At 33.4% G+C, this 20,630-nt stretch carries 14 protein-coding genes; 11 read left to right on the top strand and 3 right to left on the bottom strand.

From position 1 onward, the window contains the following. Nucleotides 1-6 precede the first annotated feature (6 nt). The 3 genes from E0W69_RS14525 to E0W69_RS14520 are packed head-to-tail and all read left to right on the top strand — an operon-like array spanning nucleotide 7 to nucleotide 3,376. Nucleotides 7-1,971: an alpha-N-acetylglucosaminidase gene (locus E0W69_RS14525; RefSeq protein WP_255478205.1), complete on the top strand. Its 1,965-nt coding sequence runs from the start codon at nucleotides 7-9 to the stop codon at nucleotides 1,969-1,971. Beyond that, entirely contained in the window at nucleotides 1,947-2,231 is a 285-nt protein-coding gene (locus E0W69_RS20720; RefSeq protein ID WP_255478204.1) for an alpha-N-acetylglucosaminidase C-terminal domain-containing protein, read from the top strand. The genes E0W69_RS14525 and E0W69_RS20720 overlap by 25 nt, the downstream gene beginning before the upstream one ends. Before the next feature lie 11 nt (nucleotides 2,232-2,242). Next, nucleotides 2,243-3,376 (top strand): acyltransferase family protein, encoded by a 1,134-nt coding sequence (locus E0W69_RS14520; protein WP_131330781.1) that lies wholly within the window; start codon nucleotides 2,243-2,245, stop codon nucleotides 3,374-3,376. Between the two features lie 384 nt (nucleotides 3,377-3,760). Here E0W69_RS14520 and E0W69_RS14515 read toward each other — a convergent pair whose 3' ends face one another. The 3 genes from E0W69_RS14515 to E0W69_RS14505 form a co-directional block, all read right to left on the bottom strand. Then, nucleotides 3,761-4,450, bottom strand: coding sequence for an HAD family hydrolase (locus tag E0W69_RS14515; RefSeq protein ID WP_131330780.1), 690 nt, complete (start codon nucleotides 4,448-4,450; stop codon nucleotides 3,761-3,763). Beyond that, the gene (locus E0W69_RS14510) at nucleotides 4,451-5,611 is read right to left on the bottom strand and encodes a TIGR03364 family FAD-dependent oxidoreductase (RefSeq protein WP_131330779.1); all 1,161 of its coding nucleotides are present in this window, start codon (nucleotides 5,609-5,611) and stop codon (nucleotides 4,451-4,453) included. It abuts the gene before it with no gap. Nucleotides 5,612-5,740: 129 nt separating this feature from the next. Beyond that, nucleotides 5,741-8,074, bottom strand: a complete 2,334-nt coding sequence (locus E0W69_RS14505) for a phosphocholine-specific phospholipase C (RefSeq protein ID WP_131330778.1) — start codon at nucleotides 8,072-8,074, stop codon at nucleotides 5,741-5,743. Nucleotides 8,075-8,393: 319 nt separating this feature from the next. On the opposite strand from E0W69_RS14505, the gene E0W69_RS14500 reads away from it, so the two are divergent. The 8 genes from E0W69_RS14500 to E0W69_RS14465 all read left to right on the top strand — a co-directional run bounded on the left by E0W69_RS14500 (nucleotide 8,394) and on the right by E0W69_RS14465 (nucleotide 20,572). Further along, on the top strand, nucleotides 8,394-10,013 hold the full coding sequence (locus E0W69_RS14500) for an alkaline phosphatase family protein (RefSeq protein WP_191967861.1): 1,620 nt from the start codon (nucleotides 8,394-8,396) through the stop codon (nucleotides 10,011-10,013). A 186-nt stretch (nucleotides 10,014-10,199) separates the two neighbouring features. Beyond that, entirely contained in the window at nucleotides 10,200-13,466 is a 3,267-nt protein-coding gene (locus E0W69_RS14495) for a SusC/RagA family TonB-linked outer membrane protein (RefSeq protein ID WP_131330776.1), read from the top strand. An 18-nt stretch (nucleotides 13,467-13,484) separates the two neighbouring features. Then, complete coding sequence (locus tag E0W69_RS14490) at nucleotides 13,485-15,095, top strand: SusD/RagB family nutrient-binding outer membrane lipoprotein (RefSeq protein ID WP_131330775.1); 1,611 nt, start codon at nucleotides 13,485-13,487, stop codon at nucleotides 15,093-15,095. Between the two features lie 127 nt (nucleotides 15,096-15,222). Next, nucleotides 15,223-16,500 (top strand): DUF5690 family protein, encoded by a 1,278-nt coding sequence (locus E0W69_RS14485; RefSeq protein ID WP_225321273.1) that lies wholly within the window; start codon nucleotides 15,223-15,225, stop codon nucleotides 16,498-16,500. After that, entirely contained in the window at nucleotides 16,487-17,851 is a 1,365-nt protein-coding gene (locus E0W69_RS14480) for an aspartate aminotransferase family protein (RefSeq protein ID WP_131330773.1), read from the top strand. Before E0W69_RS14485 ends, E0W69_RS14480 begins: the two co-directional genes overlap by 14 nt. Nucleotides 17,852-17,957: 106 nt before the next feature. After that, nucleotides 17,958-18,536, top strand: a complete 579-nt coding sequence (locus E0W69_RS14475; protein ID WP_131330772.1) for a helix-turn-helix domain-containing protein — start codon at nucleotides 17,958-17,960, stop codon at nucleotides 18,534-18,536. Nucleotides 18,537-18,722: 186 nt separating this feature from the next. Next, nucleotides 18,723-19,322 (top strand): RNA polymerase sigma factor, encoded by a 600-nt coding sequence (locus E0W69_RS14470; RefSeq protein WP_191967860.1) that lies wholly within the window; start codon nucleotides 18,723-18,725, stop codon nucleotides 19,320-19,322. A 71-nt stretch (nucleotides 19,323-19,393) separates the two neighbouring features. Then, entirely contained in the window at nucleotides 19,394-20,572 is a 1,179-nt protein-coding gene (locus tag E0W69_RS14465; protein ID WP_131330770.1) for a FecR family protein, read from the top strand. Nucleotides 20,573-20,630: the final 58 nt, after the last annotated feature.

Below are 20,630 nucleotides of genomic sequence, written 5' to 3'. Positions count from 1 at the left end.
AACGATATGCATAGAAATGACTACAGATGTAAACAACTACGTATTTTTTTGACTGCTATATGCTCTTTGGGTATGTGGTTGCCAATGTATGCTCAGAAGGGACAGCAAGAACGTGCTGTTAGTGAATTAGTCGCTAGGGTTCTTCCTACGTATAAGGATAGTTTCGAATTTGAAACAATTCCCAAAGGATCTAAAGATAGTTTTAATATCAGCACTGGCACGAATGGAAAAGTATGTATCAAAGGTAATAATGGAGTAGCTATGGCTTCTGGATTTTATCATTATCTAGTGGATTATTGTCATGCCAATATAACATGGGATAGTCGTCAACTAGAAATACCAGCAATATTGCCGAAGTTAAAGTCTCCTATTGGAAAATCTACGTTGTATGATGCGCGCTACTATCTAAACTATTGCACTTATAATTATTCCATGTCTTGGTGGGATTGGGATCGGTGGCAAAAAGAAATCGATTGGATGGCAATGCATGGCATAAATATGCCCCTTGCGCTCACGGGAGAGGAGTCGGTTTGGTCAGAAGTTTATAAAGAAATGGGACTGAAAAATACGGACTTAAATAGTTTTTTTAGTGGTCCTGCTTATTTCTCTTGGTTTTGGATGGGGAATTTAGACGCGTGGAACGGCCCCTTGTCTGCCCATTGGATGGAGCGACAAAAAAAAATGCAACTCCAAATTCTATCTAGAGAAAGATCTCTAGGTATGACGCCCATCTTGCCCGCTTTTACCGGACATGTGCCTAAAGCGCTTAAGCACTATTATCCATCTGCGAAAATTAAAAATACAAATTGGGATGCTGGTTTTGAAGATATAGATATATTGGCTGCAGAAGATCCTTTGTTTGATAAAATAGGTCAACTGTTTTTGGAAAAACAAACCGCCATATTTGGGACCAATCATCTATATTCCGCAGATACCTTTAATGAAAATGTACCCCCATCCAACGATTCTACTTACTTAGATGGAATTACTAAAAAAATATTTGCTTCTATGCAAACTGTTGATTCAGAGGCAAAATGGTTTATGCAGGGATGGATGTTTCATTATAATAAAGCCTATTGGGGCGAAAAACAAGTGTCGGCACTTTTACATGCCATTCCAAAAGACCGGTTAGTAATATTGGATTTATATAGTGAAAGTCATCCGATGTGGGAGACTGCGCACGCTTATTATGGAAGACCCTGGATTTGGAATATGTTGCAAAATTTTGGTGGAAATATTGGGATGTTTGGAAGAATGGATGCCGTAGCTAAAGAGCCCTATCTTACTTTTAAAAAACCTGAAGCGGGAAACATGATAGGAATTGGTTTGGCTCCTGAAGGAATTGAGCAAAATCCGGCACTATTTGAGTTAATGCTACAAAATGTATGGGCCTCCGATACAATAGCAGTTTCTTCCTTTTTACATAAATATATACGTAATAGATATGGAGATACGAGTACCGTATTAAATCAAGCATGGGATATCCTCCATAAAACAGTGTATAATGGAGGATTAGGAGAAGGAACGCCAGAGTCTATTATCGTTGCTCATCCAATGCTCGCCGACTCTTCCCAAAGGGTGCGTACCTCCTTAAATTATGCGCCTAAAGATTTGGTCGTCGCATGGAAATTATTTTTAGAAGCCCCACCTAAGATATATAAGAATGAGGGATATTTATATGATCTGACAGATGTGACACGGCAAGTATTAGCTAACTACGCTTATTCTGTTTATACTAATTGGCGAAATGATTTAGCTTTGAAGGATTGGAAAAATTTTGAGATACATAGTGGTGAATTTTTACAATTAATGAAAGATATGGACATGTTACTCGCGAGTAATCGCCATTTTCTTTTAGGTAAATGGATCACAGATGCGAGAGCCTGTGGAATAACTATTGAAGAAAAAGATTTGTATGAAAAAAATGCAAGAGATCTGATAACTTTATGGGGGGACGTGCTAGTGGTTTAAGTGAATACTCCAATAGACAGTGGGCTGGATTGATTGAGGGGTATTATATGCCTAGATGGAAAATGTATTTTGAATATATTCTCGAATGTCACAATAAAGGACTGCAGATAAAATGGGCGGATATAGATACCCAAATATTGGATTGGGAATGGCATTGGGTTAATTCTACTAAAGAAAAATTTGCCACAAAAGCCAAAGGAAATACTTTGGAAATTGCACAGAAATTATTCCAAACTTATTACCTAAAAATGCTACAATAAATTTTACTGTTATGATAGAAGAGAAACAAAGATTTATGGCCTTAGATATTTTTAGAGGATTGACAGTATGCTTTATGATCATTGTCAATACTCCTGGTGATGAATCGACTACCTTTTGGCCACTTTTACACGCGAAGTGGTTTGGCTTTACGCCCACAGATTTAGTCTTTCCTTCCTTCCTATTTGCTACTGGAAATTCCATTTATTTTGCTTATAAAAAATGGCCATCCATGTCAAAAACTTCTGTTTGGGGAAAAATCTTAAAAAGGAGTTTATTAATCTTTTTACTAGGCGTATTAATGTATTGGTTTCCCTTTTTTACTTTAGATACTACAGGACATTGGATCGTAAAGCCAATAGAGAATATTAGAATAATGGGCGTATTGCAAAGAATTGCATTGGCCTATTTGTTTGCTTCCTTACTTATCTATTACTGTTCCAATAAGGTATTGATAGGTATATCAATGATATTATTAGTTCTTTATTATGGTATTATGAAATGGGGTGGTATTCCATCAATGGATCCTTTTAGTATGTATGGTAATGCCGTGTTGAGGTGGGATACTTATATTTTAGGCGCGAAACATTTATATCATGATCATGGAGAATTATATCCCTTTGATCCCGAAGGGCTAGTAAGTACAATGCCCACAATTGTAAATGTCATAGTAGGTTATTTAGTTGGGAAGTACGTCTTGGACAAAAAAATGAATGTAGAAGCGCTATTGCGCGTTGCCCTGATTGGTTTTTTAATGTTAGCATTAGCTTATTTAGGTCAAGGCATATTTCCTATTAGTAAAAAGATTTGGACTAGTACGTTTGTTTTATTAACCTGCGGATTAGATTGTTTGATACTCGTGATGATCATTTACTGGGTGGATATTCTAAAGAAACCTTTTGGTAATTATTTTTTTAGTGTATTTGGAAAGAACCCATTGGCTATCTATTTACTTTCAGAACTTTTAGCAACCCTACTTTTTACATTTCAAATAGGAAATCTCAATATCTATTCTTGGTTATTTCAACATTTGTTTTTCTTCTTTAGCCCTTTCATAGGTTCTTTATTACAAGCCTTATGCTATATGTTTTTCTGCTGGATCGTGGGATATATACTAGACAAGAAAAAAATCTATATACGTGTTTAATATTTGTTTGTGATTATAAAGAATATGGGGTTTATTTGATAAAAATAAGATTTTAGATAAATAAACCTCAGAAAAATAGTCGAATTATGTATCAAAAAAAGTTATATTGTTTATCTCAATAATGGACTATAAAAAACTATATTAAAAATTATTTATTTTCTTACATTTTTTAGTCATGCTATTTCCCCGAGTATTTATATGTCTGTGAATTTTATTAATTGACAATCATTATTCTTTTTTTTGAGTTGTAAATCTATTGCAGATTCACTGGCTAATCTATGAATTGTACTGATATTTTGTAACAGAGTTTGTAAATTGATTTTGCTATGAATTATTGAAAATGTTTAAAAATTCTAGCCAATATATTCTCTGCTTTTTTCTATATTAAGAAAAAAGCAGATCTTTTATATCTGTTACATAGTTCAATATATAATCTGGATGTGCATTCTCTAATTGTTCTTTAGTTTGTGCACCACTTAATACACCTATTGTTAAGCCACAGCCGGAATTTTTTCCTTCTATAATGTCAATGGCAGAGTCTCCCGCCTTTAATACGTTAAGAGGATCGTGGATACCAAAGCGTTGCATTGCAAGTTCAATCATGTCAGGATAGGGTCTTCCTTTTTCAACATCGTCATCTGTAATAAGTCCGTCAATCTGTTTTCCTTCTTCCCAGCCAAGAATAGATAGTATCTTTGTCGCAAGTGCATGATTGTATCCTGTGTTTAAAACTACTTTAATACCTTTATTTTGCATAAATGAAAAAAAAGTCTCCATGCCTTCATATGTGTTGATTGTATTTTCATTATAGGTGTCGTATAATGTAGCTTTGAAATATTCAAATGCATTATTGGCAATATTAATAATCTCCTTATCATTTAAGTTGGTACATGCATGCAACACATCCACAATGGCCGTGTATTTTTCTTTTCCTGCACCATGTTCTAATACGTTGTCTAGTGTTACTTGTATACCTTCTTTCTGGATAGCTTTTTGTACTGTTTTATATACTAGATTATTTTCCTTTACGGTTGTTCCTGCCATATCTAGTACTAGCATCTTAATATTTGTCATTTAGTTTTGATTGTAGATTTTATCAATATTTTCTTTTGCATAACCTGCACTTCCTGTCATTCCTTTGCCGCCAATACCTGTAACTATGTGTATATTGTTATCGATAGTTTGTTCAAACACATCTTGGTTTTTGCATTGGGAATAAATTCCGAACCATCTATTTTGAATTTTATAGTTCGGTAAAGCAAAGATTTTTTTTGCTTCTTCTATCATGAAATTTTCTATTTCATCATGCAAATCAAACCCTAAATTATCCATGTGGGAAGCATCCGCATATTGGTGTGAATCGCCAATAATAATAGAACCATCCATTGCTTGTTTGAATAAAATATGTATACCCCATTTTTTCGCTAATGAGGAAGGTTCTTCTTGTGCTTTGATATTATTATATGATATGCATTCTTTAAAGGCTTCGTATCGACGTATAGATAAGCCTGTAAGTATAGATCCCTTTAGTTTATAATTTGATTGAGGGTATGTTTGCAGCATTTGTAATTTAGTAACTTCTAAATCGCTAGACTGAAATATTTGAGGATAAAGTGTTTTAAATTCAGCTCCAGAACAAATAATAACTTTTTCGGCATAAAAGGCTCGTTCGGATGCACTTTGTAATTCAACATGATGACTTAGTGTTGTGCAATGCAATATAGTCGTCGATGGAATATAATCTAACCCTTTTTCTTTTTGTAGATATTCTAATAAACGGTGAATCATAGTTCTAGGTTCTACAGACAATTCTTCTGGAAAATAGAGCCCAGCTAGTACATAACTTGATTGTAATCCTGGATAATTATTTATACAAGTTTCTTTCGTTAGTAACTCTGATGAATAACCATTTTTTTTGTTGATTTGAGCAAGCTCTTCTAATAGTTGTAGTTCTTCTGGATTTGAAGCAAAATAGATAGACCCATTATTACGTACCGTAATGTCAAATTGAGATTGAATACGATTATAGTATGACAAGCTTTTTCTTCCATAATTTTGCCATTTGGTATTCATGCCAGAAGGTACTACTTGTCCGAAATTGCGTACTGTTGCACTTTGAGGTTGAAGATCTTTTTCAATTAATGCGACTTTGAGTCCTAATTCTAGAGCATGATAGGCGTGGAAAGTTCCTAAAACTCCTCCTCCGACTATAATTAAATCGTATTTTTTTTGCACAGTGTACTATTTTATTAAAAAAAGAGAAATGGCTTATTAGATAGGCTATTTTGTGCAAACATATAATTAAATTATTAATAAAGTTTAGTATTTGTAAACTTTATAATAATTTAATTTACTAATAGTAAATTAGGAGCCCATCAATGGGTCTGATATGGATATATTTCCGTCTTCAACATGTCCAGCGTAATGCCAAAATGCGTCCTTAATATTATTAAGAGTGATCTTTATGTCGTACCAATGGTGTGATGCTAAATTTACCTTTAATTTTAAAGTCTGGTTTCCTATGACGGAGATTTCTTTATTTCCTTTACCATAACTAAGGTCCTCTAGTAAGAAGTTATGAGCTTGGGATGTTTGATTTAAAATAATTAAATATAAATTACCTGTATTGGTTGTTTTTATGCCCTTTTTGGTCTCATATATAAGGGATATGTCTAATCCTTGGATTTTATTATTACCATTAAAATGACGGTAAAAGCCATTCGGTCCTTGTATATTTATATCAAATTGTGCATCAATAAAATTATGAAGCCATAATTTATAATCAAGTTTTGTTCCCTTACTCAAAGCAAAATCCCAACACTTTCCTGGTATATTGTTGTAACTAGTTTGGGTATATGCACTATACGCACTTCCAATGTCGGCACCGCATCTGAATTTTAATAAGATCTCTCCTTGTTCATTTAATTGATAGTCTGCATAATTATCATAAGGTAATGAGCAGGAAGGACGAATTCCCATTTCGACATGATTAGATGCGGGCAGCTTTTGTGTATTTATTTCAGATTTTAAACTGTCGGTAATAGGTGATGGTGTTTGTAATATTGGTTTGTCTTTTACAATTTGAATTTTTCGAATCGTGTTTTTGTATTGCTCGAAATCGGGCAACGATATTTTTTCTCCATTATATGGGCGAAATGCAGAGGTGAGATTACCACAAATACTGCGTCTCCATGTACTAATATTTTTACAATATAGAGATTTGCCTTTATGTTTAAAAAAGTCTTCCAAAAACATCAATGTCGAAGTATGGTCAAATACTTGCGAATTGACAAATCCTCCTTTTGACCAAGGAGATGCAATGATCATTGGGACACGATAGCCTAATCCAATCGGAGAATTATTTGATTTATGATCATCATAATAGTCCGAATCTGTGTATATGTCATTAGAAACAATTCCTGTCTCCACATTGCTTGGATGTGGAGGTGTAAAGGGTGTTAAGTGGTCGAAATAGCCATCATTTTCATCATAGTTTAAAATGAAAATAGTTTTTTTCCATACTTCTGGGTTTTGAGTTAGGATATCTAATGCTTCTGAAACATACCATGTGCCATAGAAAGGAGAGCTAGTATGGTCAGAAAATGCCTGTGGAGCAACTAGCCAAGATACTTGTGGTAAGTTTCCAGATTGTACATCTTTTCTAAATTGATAAAATAAATCGTTTTGAGGTATTTGTACTTTTTTAGTTTGATTATTTTCATCTTTAAATTCATAATCAGATAAGTTTAGATACGCATCGTCACGATCCATATTAGTTTGGAATGCCTTATCAATTAATGCTTTTTCAAAAGTGGATAATGATTCATATTTTTTTAATACTTCCTCTGAGGTTAGCGCTGGTTTGCTTGTTGTATCGCCATTTTTTCTAAAATAGGCAGAGAGTTTAACGTGATATCTTTTGATATATTCGATTGCATTATCTCCGTAATTGCCTAGCCAATAGTCTTTATGATCGGGTAATTGTGCTGTCCATATTTCATTTTGATATATTTTCCAATCAATTCCACTTTTTTCTAGTAATTCGGGAAATGTTTCCCAGTCTACATATGAGTTATCTCTAGATTCGGCCATAGAATTATCTACGGCGGGTATCGATTGCCCATCAGGTTGAGGACGGATATTTCCAGTCCAAAAAAATAAACGATTAGGAGTTGTACCTGTTAATGATGAGCAGAAATTATGATCACACACAGTGAATGCATCGGCAAATGCGTAATAAAATGGTAAATCATTACGATCATAATATCCCATAGTCATAATGCTTTTATTGGAAATCCATTGATCATATTTACCCATATTACGAGCGCCTGTTTGGTCTTTCCAACTATGTGGAAGTCCTCCTTGCCATGTGATTTTTGTAGTATTTATATCTAGATGAAATGGTGAAAATGTGTTTCCTTGTTGATCTTTTTGAAGCCATACCTTATCTCCATTTGGCAAATTTTTCGCTCTTGGGTCTTTAAATCCTCTTACTCCTTTTAAGTTACCAAAAATGTGATCAAATGATCTGTTTTCTTGCATAAGGAAAACAATATGTTCCGCATCTCTAAATGTAGTGCCTGGTTCGGCATTGATAGTAAATGCTTTTTGTATAGAACTAGGTAAAACGTTATTGAGTCCAGTAAATCCAGTCAGTATGGATGTATTTTTTAGAAAGCTTCTTCTACTTTGATCCATAGTGTTAATTTTTTATAAATAAGAGAAACAATTAATTATACAATGGTAATAAATATACATACTTAATGATTTGAATGTATGTAATCAAATTATTATTATTTTTTCTTTTGTTTATAAATATTAAAATTAATAATTCAATAATATTGTTATTTTTATTTTATTTACAAAAAATGTTTAACTTTACTAAACAATAATTTGCTTATTTTAATAAAGTGTTTTGTGCATTTTTGCTATGGTATAATAAGCTAGCTCGTTTACTTTGATTTCGTTTTTTCAATATATATTCTTTATTATGTTTCATTATCGGAAATTTAAATTGATGATGTTATTGGTCCTATGGGGATGTTATGCCTTTGGTCAATTAAGTACACATGTAGTAGTTATAGGAATAGATGGATTAAGTACAGCTGGTATGGAGCAAAGTAATATACCCAATTTAGATAGCCTAATTAAAAATGGTGCTTATATAACCCATGCTCACACGGTATTGCCTAGTTCAAGCAGTCCCAATTGGGCATCCATGATTATGGGAGCTGGGCCTGAATTGCATGGAGTTACAGATAACGATTGGGAACTAGATGATCATAGTCTTGCTCCCATTGTTGCAGATAGTCTAGGTAGATTCCCTTCCATATTTGATGTGTTGCATCAAGCGCATCCAAAAGCGAAATTAGCAAGTATATATGAATGGGATGGTTTTGGGAGACTATATAATAAAGCACAATTGTATTATGATAGAAATGGCAAAGATGCCTATGAAACGGAACAACTAGCGTCCGCATGTATACAAAGATCTCAACCTCAATTTACTTTTATTCACTTTGATCTTGTCGATCATGCTGGGCATACCTATGGGCATGGCACTTCTCAATATTTTGATGCTGTACATATTGTAGATTCTCTTGTTGGTAAGATTTGTAATGTCATAAATAAAAGTCCAATGTCTAAAAAGACTATGATTATGATAGTCGCAGATCATGGCGGTATTGGAATGGGACATGGCGGAAATTCTGAGCAAGAAGTACGAGTGCCTATGATCCTTTCTGGATATGGCATTAAGAAAAATTATTTGGTTCAGGAGCAGGTATTAAATTATGATGTAGCTCCAACAATCGCATATGCACTTAATGTACAGCCTCCTTATGTATGGACGGGTAGACCTATTAAAGCTGCGTTTCTTTGGAATAAAGAGCCGGCTAATCTATGGTTAGGGGTTACTAAGTCAATAGGTCCAGTTATATATCCTATAGGTTACTTAAATAATGAACCGGGTGGATTATATATAGATACTACGGCGTCTGTAGTAATAAAAACAAAGGGAAAGCATGCTATATATTATACACTAGATGGAAGTGAACCAAATTTGTCTTCATTTTTATATGATCAACCATTTTATTTAGATACAACGGCGATTGTAAAAGCTGTTTATATCAATTCTAATGGAGCGTTAAGTAAATCTTCCGTGGGAGATTTTAGAATATTGAATAAGAAATCAAGTAGTGGTATACGTATTCATTATTATAGTGGAAGTGGGTGGCGCCAAGTTCCAAATTTTGAGTTTATGCGGCCTGATATTACAGATACTGCATGGGAGTTTCGATTAGGAGAGCATTCTAGTGGAAATGAGTGGATACAGAAGCATAATTATTTCGGTGCAAGATTAGAAGGTCAAATTAATATCTTAACAAATGACCTTTATACATTTTATACGAAATCTGATGATGGTAGTTTATTGTACATCGATGATGAGTTAGTTGTGAATAATGATGGTAGTCATGGCGTAGTGGAGCAAAAAGGGAATATTAATCTTAAAAAGGGTAAGCATAAAATTAGAATTGACTACATTAATAATGAAGGTGGTTATTGGTTGCAGGCTTATTATAAATGTAGTAGTGTTGAGAAGCAGATTATTCCAGCTAATGTATTGAGTCAACCATAAAATTTATGTAAGCGATTTTTATTATGGAATTATTACCTAAATGTTAACTCAGTTTAAACTATAATAATTAATATATAGGTAATAAATGAATTGTTATAGTTGTGTTTAGTATATGTTAACTTTGGGTATCGGATTTATACTATTTAAAAGACTTTTTTGTAATCATTTCTTGTAAAAAAATTCATTATGAAAATTCATCCATTTAAAAGGATGCCGCTACTGTTTTGGCTATTCTTTCTGGGTATGGTCTGTCATGGCCAATTATTAAATGCACAAAAAATTTATCAGGCAAAAATTACAGATGCCAAAGAACAGCCACTTTCGGATGTATTAGTTCATTTAGTGGGATCTAATAAAATTTATACTTCTAATGAAAATGGGGAAGTAAATTTTTCAGCGAAACCTGAACAAAAAATAGAAATTACCCGTGTTGGTTATCTACGTCAAGAATATACACTGACAAATATAGATACACTTAGTTTTTCACTTAAATATATCGAAGGGGGAGACGAAGTTGTAGTTACTGCGACAGGTATTCGTAAAGAAGCCAAAAAACTAGGATATGCAACGCAAACCATCGATGCTGATCAGTTTACTAAATCTCGTCAACCAAATGCGCTCAATAGTCTGAAAGGAAATGTTGCGGGTTTAATAGTAAATGTGACACCTGAGATCGGGCATGCTCCTAATATTAGCATTCGTGGGGATGGCGCTCCTATGTATGTAGTAGATGGTGTACCTATGACCTCTGATACATATAATATCAATCCCGATGATATCGATACTTACACGATATTAAAAGGTCCTAATGCAACTGCTTTGTATGGTTTCGCAGGACAAAATGGCGCGATTATTATCACAACAAAAAAAGCGAAGAAAAAAGGTTTGGTTGTAGACTTTAATAATAGTACTATGTGGAGTAAAGGCTTTTTAGCTATTCCCAAAGTACAGAATGAATATGGACCTGGTGAGTATGGTACTTATGCTTTTGGAGATGGAAAAGGTGGTGGTGTAAACGATTATGACTATGATGGTGGTTGGGGACCAAAGTTGGATGGCAGACTTTTGCCTCAATGGGATGGAACGTATTATGGAGACTCAACATTTACCACATATTTCGATAACGGACAAACGTATACTGGACATATTAAACCTACTCCATGGACCGCAAAGGGGCCTAATAATTTGAATAACTTTATTCAAACGGGTTTGTTGCAATCTAATAGTATCGCTATAAGTAGTAGTTCAGAAAAAACAGATGTACGCTTTTCCTTTGGGAATACTTACCAGAAGGGAATTGTTCCAAATACTTCTTTGAATAATTTTAATTTAACAGGTAATGTGACGAATCGTTTTACTGATAAATTAACATTAAATACATATATCAACTATAATAGACAATCTACCCCTAACTTGCCAGATGTTAACTATGGTCCCAATAGTTTAATCTATAATCTTGTTTTATGGAGTGGTGCAGACTGGAATGTAAAGGATATGAGAGATTATTGGCAGCCAGGCAAAGAAGGTGTTCAACAAAAATTTGTGGAATATTATAGGTACAATAACCCATATTTTATGAGTTATGAATGGCTGCGCAGTCATTATATGAATAATATTTATGGTTATACGGCTTTGAACTATAAAGTGAATAATGACTTACAAGTAATGTTTCGACCAAGCGTCAATACCTATGATTTCTTAAATACAGAAAAAGTTCCTTATTCTGCAAGTGATTATAGAGATTATAAATATGGAGACTATAGAGAAGATCATAGGCATTTATTCCAAACAAATGTGGAGCTCCGAGCTGTCTATAATAAAAATCATATTATGAATTTCTTGGATCTTAATGCAATTGTGGGAGCCAATGCACGTAGTTTTAGATTTAACTCTGATTATACTACTACCAATTATTTGAACATACCAGGCGTTTATGCATTCTCTAACTCGATGAATCCTGTACAAGCGACTTCTTTTAATTCTCAAATGAAAGTATTGAGCGCCTACTATTCAGTAGATTTAGGGTATAAGTCCTATATTACTTTAAATGTTACAGGACGTGCAGATAAGTCCTCTTCTCTTCCAACAAATACAAATACTTATTTCTATCCTTCATTTAACTTAGCAACAGTAGTTTCTGATTATGTTAAATTGCCAGAATTTATCTCCTTTGCTAAATTGCGTGCTTCTTATGCAGAGAGTAAATCGGGTGGTACACAAAGTACTTTTACACCTAATATAACGAATCTGCCTGGTAGTGAATATGGTTATAGTTATCCATCTCCATATGATGGACCTCAATATCAATTTGGGCAATATTATAGTTTGACTCCAACCTATAATAATGTTAGTAGTGCCTATTATTCAGATCAGCTTATTGATCCGAGTATAAGTACTTCAGAACGTAAAGCAACTGAGTTTGGTGCAGATATAAGATTTTTACATAATAGAATTGGGATAGATATCACAAGATATCATTATCACAATACAGCGATTATAAATCGTACAATCTCTCAAGCAACTGGTTATACTAGTTTGTTGACCAATGGTAATGTATATAATAATGACGGTTGGGAAGTTACACTAAATGCTTCTCCAATCAAGAATCCTAGTGGTTTCTCATGGAATGTAGCAGTCAATTGGTCTACCTATAAAAGAGTCTGGGTAGATAATTCAAGCCCAGATAACTGGTCCTACAACGGAAAAAGAGTGGATTTGGTTTATGGCGATGCTTTTGTACGTACTTCTTCTGGTCAATTAGTACATGATGCTAGTTCTGGTTTATTATTACGTTATTCTGATTTGGGGGTGAATGCCAAAAAAGTGTATGGTCATTCCGATCCTAATTGGATATGGGGAGTTGTAAATAACTTGAGTTATAAAAATATCTCTTTGAGTTTCCAATTTGATGGTATGGTAGGCGGCGTAATGGAAGATTATGTAAGGAAAAAATCTTTGCAAGGTGGTCGTCAAATAGAAACAGATCAAGGCGCTTTTGCAGTAGCTCGTCCTGATGATGGGAAAGTTAATGGTACGTATGCAGGTTCTTATGTTGGCTCTGGAGTTGTTTTCTCTGGCCAAGATATTCAGTTAGATCCTATCAATGGTACAATTACCAATGAAAAGAATCTAACGGCAACAACAAATACGACTGCAACATCTGTTCAAGCTTATGTTACTAGAATGGCAAGTATTCCAGATTTGGATATTATTAAAAAGACATTTGCTAAATTAAGAACCGTAACTCTTACCTATAATATTCCTCAGGATATTGTGAATCATCAAAAATGGTTTAGTGCAGCATCGGTATCCTTAGTAGGTAATAACTTGTTGTATTTCTTCCCGAATAAATATAAAGATATAGATGTTGATCAATATACACAAGATAGCGGTTCTGGTCTACAAACACCAAGCGTACGCAATTTTGGATTTAATGTTCATCTTTCTTTCTAATCTATAAATATTGAAATAATGTATATTAATAAATATAAATATTTAATTATAGGATGTTTTACTTTGTTTTTTATTTCCTGTAAAAAAACGATTGAAAAATTACAATCTAATCCCAATCAAGGAGAAGAAGTTACTCCAAGTTTACTTTTAGGAACTATATTGACTGATATGTCAGGAACTGGTTCTGTTGGACAACTTGGTGGTTCAGGTTCTTGGGATAATGTACAGAAATATAATCAATATTTTCTTGGTGCCTATGCTTACTATGGAGATAATCAATATAGTTGGTCTAATGCTACTTTTGATAGTTATACGGTTTTGAAAAACGTTAATCAGATGGAAAAGGAAGCTTTAAGGACTGCGTTAGGAACTGTGAATGTATATGAAGCAATCGGAAAGTTTGTAAAAGCCTACTATTTTTATAATCAAACATCGATGAATGGGGATATTCCGATGAAAGATGCTTTGCTAGGTTCTGATAATCTTCAGCCAACTTATAGTGCTCAAAAAGATGTATTTCAATATGTTCTTAATGTTTTGGATTCCGCAAATACGGACTTTCAAACTTTAATAACATCAAATGATGTAACATTAACAGGGTCGGTGCAGGATATTTATTATGCAGGTGATCTATCTAAATGGCAACAAGCAGTGAATGCTTTCAAATTAAGGGTGCTAATTAGTTTAAGTAAGAAGTCAAGCGATGCTGATTTAGATGTTGCAACACAATTTTCAAATATTATTAATAATCCGGCGAAGTATCCATTGCTATCAAGCAGTGCAAATGATTTGGAATTTACTTACGTTACTACATATAATCAATATCCTTTAAATATGGTCAATTTTGGGTCCACTGCATCAAGATATGCTATGGCTCAGACATATGTAAAGTCATTGACAGATTTGCAAGATCCACGTGTGTATGTAAACTGTGAGCCTGCTTGGGGGTATATGAATAATAATAATATTACTGATACGCTAGATTTTAATGCCTTTGTGGGTGAAAGTACAGGTGCTTCTATTGCAACAATAGAACAAGAAGCGAGTGCTCGTACAGTATCTTTTATCAATAGAAATAGATACTATAATTCTTATGTAGGTATTCCTGATAAACTCGTTAGTTATGCAGAAATGTGTTTTAATATCGCTGAAGCGATCAATAGAGGTTGGGTTAGCGGAGATGCAGAAACTTGGTATAAAGAAGGAATTACGACGTCCTTTGCTTCCAATGATTTAAATATTGCAGATACTAGTTTTAAAGCTTATTTTTTACCTTCAGGTTCGTTGACTAGTATTAAGGCATTTCCTTTCACATTTAAATTTGATAACTATTATAACCAATCTGCTGTAAAATATGTTGCAGGTACTACTGGATTAAATCAAATTTTGATGCAGAAATATATTGCCATGTTTCAAAATTCAGCTTGGGAAGGTTATTTTAATTATAGGCGTACAGGTATTCCTGCATTTAGGAATGGTACAGGTATCGGTAATAATGGCACGATTCCGCTACGTTGGGGATATCCACAAGTGGAACAAAATCAGAATGCAACGAATTGGAAAGCTGCTTTGACGAATCAAGGCTTTGCGACTGATGATATTAACGGTAAAATGTGGTTGATACAGTAGGGGTAAATTAATTTATTTTATTGGATGCTGTCTGATTAGAAATAGAATTTCTCTCAGATGGCGTCCCTGTTTTATACAATTTAAAAATACCTCAACATAAATATTACGAATGTTTATTTCAAATACTATGCGGAGCAAATTAAGGACCGCACCGTCTTGGTTTGTCAATCTATATGCTGCTATTGCGTCCTTTGGCGTTTATTTCTGTATGTACGCATTTAGAAAGCCATTTACCGCAGCCAGTTTTGATGGATTGAGTTTTTTGCATGTGAGCTATAAAGTATGGTTAGTTACTGCACAAGTTATTGGCTATGCATTAAGTAAATTTTATGGTATCAAATTTATCTCGGGAATGCGTGAAGAGCATCGTGCTCGTACAATACTGATACTCATATTATTGGCATGGACGATGCTCCTCTTTTTTGCTATTGTACCAGCACCGTACAATATTATATTCTTATTGGCAAATGGCTTTCCTCTTGGAATGGTGTGGGGTGTAGTATTTAGTTATTTAGAAGGTAAGAGAAGTACAGAGTTTACTGGTGCTGTATTGTCTATTAGTTTTATTTTTTCTTCTGGAGTTGTAAAAAGTGTGGGGAAGTCGCTACTGCTGGATGCTGGTATTAATGTGTTTTGGATGCCTTTTTTGGCGGGTGCTAGTTTTGTTTTACCTCTCATTTTATTTACTTGGTTATTAAATCAAGTGCCTCCTCCATCACAAGAGGATGTATTACAAAGAAATGCTCGTAAGCCGATGGATGCAGCAGCTAGAAGGGTTGCTGTAAAAGCGTATCTCCCTGGTTTAATGACTATTATATTAACTTATGCACTGCTCACAATTTTAAGAGACTTTAGAGATAATTTTTCCAACGAATTATTTAATGAAATTGGATTAGGAAATGACCCATCTATATTTTCTCGTACTGAAATTCCTATATCATTAATATTATTATTGTGTATGAGTTTGTTGGTGTTGGTAAAGTCTAATATAAAAGCCTTTATGATTAATCATGTAATCATTTTTATAGGTTATGGTATTGCATTAACTAGTACTTTATTATTTCATCTACATTTTATAAATCCTTTTTATTGGATGCTCTTAGTGGGTACGGGACTATATTTAAGTTATGTACCTTTCAATTGCCTTTATTTTGAACGAATGATTGCATCGTTTAAAGTGAATGGGAATTTTGGATTTTATATGTATATCGCTGATTCCTTTGGGTATCTGGGTAGTGTGTTAATTTTATTTGTTAGAGAATTTTGGGGTATACATCTGCAATGGGTTGCTTTTTTTTCTTTTCTAGTGCAAATAATTTGCCTAGTTGGATTAGTCGGGACTGCGATATCTGCATATTATTTTTATCATAAATATAAAAAAGTACAATCAAATGGAATCTTATAAACATCTGAGTGAAGGAGATATAAATCATTCTTCTTTACGTGAAAAATGGTCCGAAAATCAAATGATTAGAGTAGCGGATGAGTTATTAAAAAGAGATGCAGATGTTTTTTTGCACCAGGCCTTGTCAACGCCGTGTTTAGATAATCTGGTGCATGCAGAAGGTATTTATTTAATAGATAGTGCTGGGAAAAAATACATGGATTTTCATGGTAATAATGTTCATCAACTAGGATATGGTCATTCTGCTTTAGTAGGAGCGTTGAAAGATCAGGTAGAAGAATTAGCATTTTGTCCTCGTCGTTTTACTAATGAGAAAGCTATAAATTATGCAGAGGCTTTGGTTGCTACTATGCCAATGGAATTGACTAGGGTTTTATTTGCACCTGGTGGTACTTCTGCGGTAAGTATGGCGATAAAATTAGCTAGATTAGTGACTGGTAAATTTAAAATGGTGGCTTTATGGGATGCTTTTCATGGAGCAGGACTAGACGCTATTTCTGTGGGAGGAGAGGCACAATTTAGAGAAGGTATGGGACCGCTCATGCCCGGTGTGGAACGTATAGCTCCTCCCAATCGTTATCGAAATATATGGAATACAGGAGATAATGATGTGCCTTATGCAGACTATTTAGAATATGTGATAGAAAAAGAAGGTGGAATTGGCGCCTTTATTGCTGAAACTGTTAGAAATACAGATGTGCAGATACCTTCAAAAGCTTATTGGAAACGCATTCGTGAAATTTGTGATAAACATGGTATTTTATTGATATTAGATGAGATTCCAATTGCTTTTGGACGGACTGGAAAAATGTTTGCTTTTGAGCATTTTGGTATCGTGCCAGATATAGTTTGTTTGGGCAAAGGAATGGGCGGTGGTCTTATTCCAATGGCAGGAATTGTGACTAGAGAAAAGTTTAATGCAATGGCGGGACAAATATCTTTAGGGCATTATACTTTTGAGAAAAATCCTATGGGGGCTGCAGTAGGATTGGCAGTATTAGAAACTATTCAGAATCAGAATTTACTATTAAAAGTGCAATCCGATGAAATCTGGATGAGACAACAATTAAATCAACTACAACATCAATATAAAGAAATTGGAGATATTCGAGGTCTCGGTTTGCTATGGGGGATCGAACTGGTAAAAGATCGTCAAACAAAAGAAAAGCACTACATTCTGGCAGAAAAAGTAATGTATGGTTGTTTGGAAAAAGGATTGAGCTTTAAAGTGTCTCAAGGAAATGTGCTCCAGTTATCACCTCCATTGATTATTGATAGACAGCAACTGATAGAAGCTATGAATATACTTATAGAAGTGCTAGACGAAAGTATTTCGACACTAAATAATTGAGTTTTTTTATAACAGTTATTAAATTAATTTTAAGATAGAATACTCTACCGATTGCATAAATATAGCTACCTTTCCGCCAACACCATATTAAGAGAAATAAGCGATCATGGAAGAAGATGTTTTTTTACAGATAGGTAATAAAGTTAGAGAACTTAGGAAGAGTAAAGCCGTCACTTTACAGACACTTGCCGATGATGCCGGAATTAGTAAAGGAATGGTGAGTCAGATAGAAAATAGCCGCTCTGTACCTTCATTACCAGTATTATTAAACATCATAAAAGCACTAGATGCAGATTTAAATCTTTTTTTTAAAGATATAAATCTGATGGGTAAAAATGCGCCTGTATTATTGAAGAAAAAAGCAAAGTATGAATCTTTTGAAAAGGAAAAATCCAAAGGTTTTCATTATCGTAGAATATTGACATTTAATAGCCGAAATATTCATTATGATTTCGTCCTTCTTCGTCTAGAGTCCTCCGCAAAAAGAAAAATGGTAACAACTGATGCCTTTGAGTTTAAATACTTACTAAAAGGGCAAGTGCAATATGTAATAGGAAATGAAAACTATGATATGGATGAAGGTGATTCTCTTTACTTTGATGCACGTGTTCCTCACAATCCGATTAATGTGGGAAAATCTGATGCCGAAATGTTAATTGTATACATTTTTGATGAAAAAAAATAATCAAGTTGTTGTTTTGTAATGTATGCCCATTTATTTCTTTAGGCTATAATCCCCTTCGCTTTTTTATATAATATTTCATACTTATAATATACGCCGATTGCCGTAAAACCACTTAATAATAAGATAATATTAAAAAAATGTTATAGATAATAGCTTTGCGATTCAGGAGATTTTAAGAAAATGGCAATGCTTTCTAAGACACAAAATGAATATTGGATTAGACAATTGAAAAGTGGAGATCGACAGATATTTACACAAATATTCCATGATTATTCTGAGTTGATATATAAAAATATTTGTCAGTTAGTGACGCAGTCAGGTGATGCAGAAGATATTCTACAAGAAGTATTTGTTTTACTTTGGAACAAAAGAATGTCACTAAGTGAAAATACTAAAATTGATGGCTGGCTTTTTAATACAAGCTATTTTAAATCATTAGAATATGTAAAAAAAGAGGTAAAGAATAGACTTATTTCTTTAGATGTATTAATTGTTGGCGATGATATTATTTCTAATGATGTGGATTTGGAAAGTGAAATAATATATGAGGAAAAACTACAAATGCTGAGAGAGGGTATTGATCAATTATCCGAACAACGGAAAAATGCATTCGTTTTATGCAAAATAGAAGGAAAATCTTACGTGGAAGCGGCAGCGATTATAGGTGTCTCAGCTACGACTGTCAAAGATTATGTAAAAGTTGCAACTAAGTTGGTTAAAAAGTATGCTTTGATAAATGATATTACCTTATCTATTTTGGTATGCGATATGGTGTTCAAAAAGTAAAAAAAATGGTAACATTTAGTTAATATAAAATAGTACCCCCTATCTCTATCAATCTGTCATTTCAATATAGAATGGCAGATGATATAAAAGATATTTTAGTAAATTATAAAAATGGAACAGCTTCTAAGTCTGAGCTATTAGCTATTTATAAGCTAATACATGAACATGAAGATTTATTGAGAAAATATTTTGATGATTCTACGCATATTACGGATACTCCTGAACTTATTTTTACAGATACAAAGAAGGCGTCCATTTTATCTAAAATAGAAAATGATTTATTAGAGTCAAATGATAAAATCATTTCCCCTTTTAGTCTGATAAGAAATTATAAATATATAGCCGCTGCGGCAATTCTATTTTTTATTGCTTTAATTACTTTTATCGTTAAGGATAACAATACAATTGCTAATAATGCTCCTCAAAAAGAGTATAAAGTCGCTACAAATCAGACTGTATCAGAGCAACAGCAGGTTATTAGAAATAATTCATTGAAAATAAAGAAAATTATTTTGTCGGATAAAAGTGTAGTTAACCTTTATCCTCATAGTTCAATATCATTTTATACTCCGTTTAAAAGCATAGAGCGTTCCATATATTTATCTGGAAAAGCGATATTTAAAGTAGCTAAAAATAAACATCAACCTTTCGTTGTTTATTCAGGTTCAATCTCCACAACTGCATTGGGGACTAGATTCTTAGTAAATAACAAGCAAGCGAATAATTTAAAAATTAAATTATTTCAAGGTAAAATTTGGCTACGTAAAGAGGTAGTTAGTTTAATAGGATGGAATAAAGATTTGGTACTGATTCCCGGTCAACAAATGAACTATTCCTATGCTAATGGGGCTGTTAATGTGTCGAAGTTCGTGTTAAGAAATATTAATGTAGCAAAACAGGATATTGGGGTAAATAGTATTATTCATCCTTTAGTAATAAAATCTATTACCGAGGATAGTTTGTCTGTGATGTTCCATCAATGTATTCTTACGGACGTATTTACAGAATTGGGAAATGTATTTTCAAAAAAAATAAATGTTACCCAAATAAATATTGCTAATAAATACTTTACTGGAATTGTTTATAAAAGTGATTCGTTAAAGGTGATATTTTCAAATATTTGTAGGATGAATCATTTGGGGTATAGTTTAAATAAAGATACTATTGATATTCATCCTATAGTTGATTCATTTCAAAATCCTACAGTTAATACTCGAGATAGTTTAGATACACTACTAATAAGTAATTAAATTTTAAATAACAATTTATCAATTATGAAGACTAGCAAGCAACGGCTAATGTCAGTGG

Source organism: Rhizosphaericola mali, from assembly GCF_004337365.2.
Taxonomy (GTDB): domain Bacteria; phylum Bacteroidota; class Bacteroidia; order Chitinophagales; family Chitinophagaceae; genus Rhizosphaericola; species Rhizosphaericola mali.
This window is presented reverse-complemented; position numbering and strand designations above follow the sequence as displayed.

Coding starts and splice junctions, on each gene's coding strand:
- E0W69_RS14495 (WP_131330776.1), top strand. CDS start 10,200: ATGAAAATTCATCCATTTAAAAGGATGCCGCTACTGTTTTGGCTATTC.
- E0W69_RS14475 (WP_131330772.1), top strand. CDS start 17,958: ATGGAAGAAGATGTTTTTTTACAGATAGGTAATAAAGTTAGAGAACTT.
- E0W69_RS14480 (WP_131330773.1), top strand. CDS start 16,487: ATGGAATCTTATAAACATCTGAGTGAAGGAGATATAAATCATTCTTCT.
- E0W69_RS14470 (WP_191967860.1), top strand. CDS start 18,723: ATGCTTTCTAAGACACAAAATGAATATTGGATTAGACAATTGAAAAGT.
- E0W69_RS14520 (WP_131330781.1), top strand. CDS start 2,243: ATGATAGAAGAGAAACAAAGATTTATGGCCTTAGATATTTTTAGAGGA.
- E0W69_RS14515 (WP_131330780.1), bottom strand. CDS start 4,450: ATGACAAATATTAAGATGCTAGTACTAGATATGGCAGGAACAACCGTA.
- E0W69_RS14485 (WP_225321273.1), top strand. CDS start 15,223: ATGCGGAGCAAATTAAGGACCGCACCGTCTTGGTTTGTCAATCTATAT.
- E0W69_RS14490 (WP_131330775.1), top strand. CDS start 13,485: ATGTATATTAATAAATATAAATATTTAATTATAGGATGTTTTACTTTG.
- E0W69_RS14505 (WP_131330778.1), bottom strand. CDS start 8,074: ATGGATCAAAGTAGAAGAAGCTTTCTAAAAAATACATCCATACTGACT.
- E0W69_RS20720 (WP_255478204.1), top strand. CDS start 1,947: ATGGGGGGACGTGCTAGTGGTTTAAGTGAATACTCCAATAGACAGTGG.
- E0W69_RS14525 (WP_255478205.1), top strand. CDS start 7: ATGCATAGAAATGACTACAGATGTAAACAACTACGTATTTTTTTGACT.
- E0W69_RS14500 (WP_191967861.1), top strand. CDS start 8,394: ATGATGTTATTGGTCCTATGGGGATGTTATGCCTTTGGTCAATTAAGT.
- E0W69_RS14465 (WP_131330770.1), top strand. CDS start 19,394: ATGGCAGATGATATAAAAGATATTTTAGTAAATTATAAAAATGGAACA.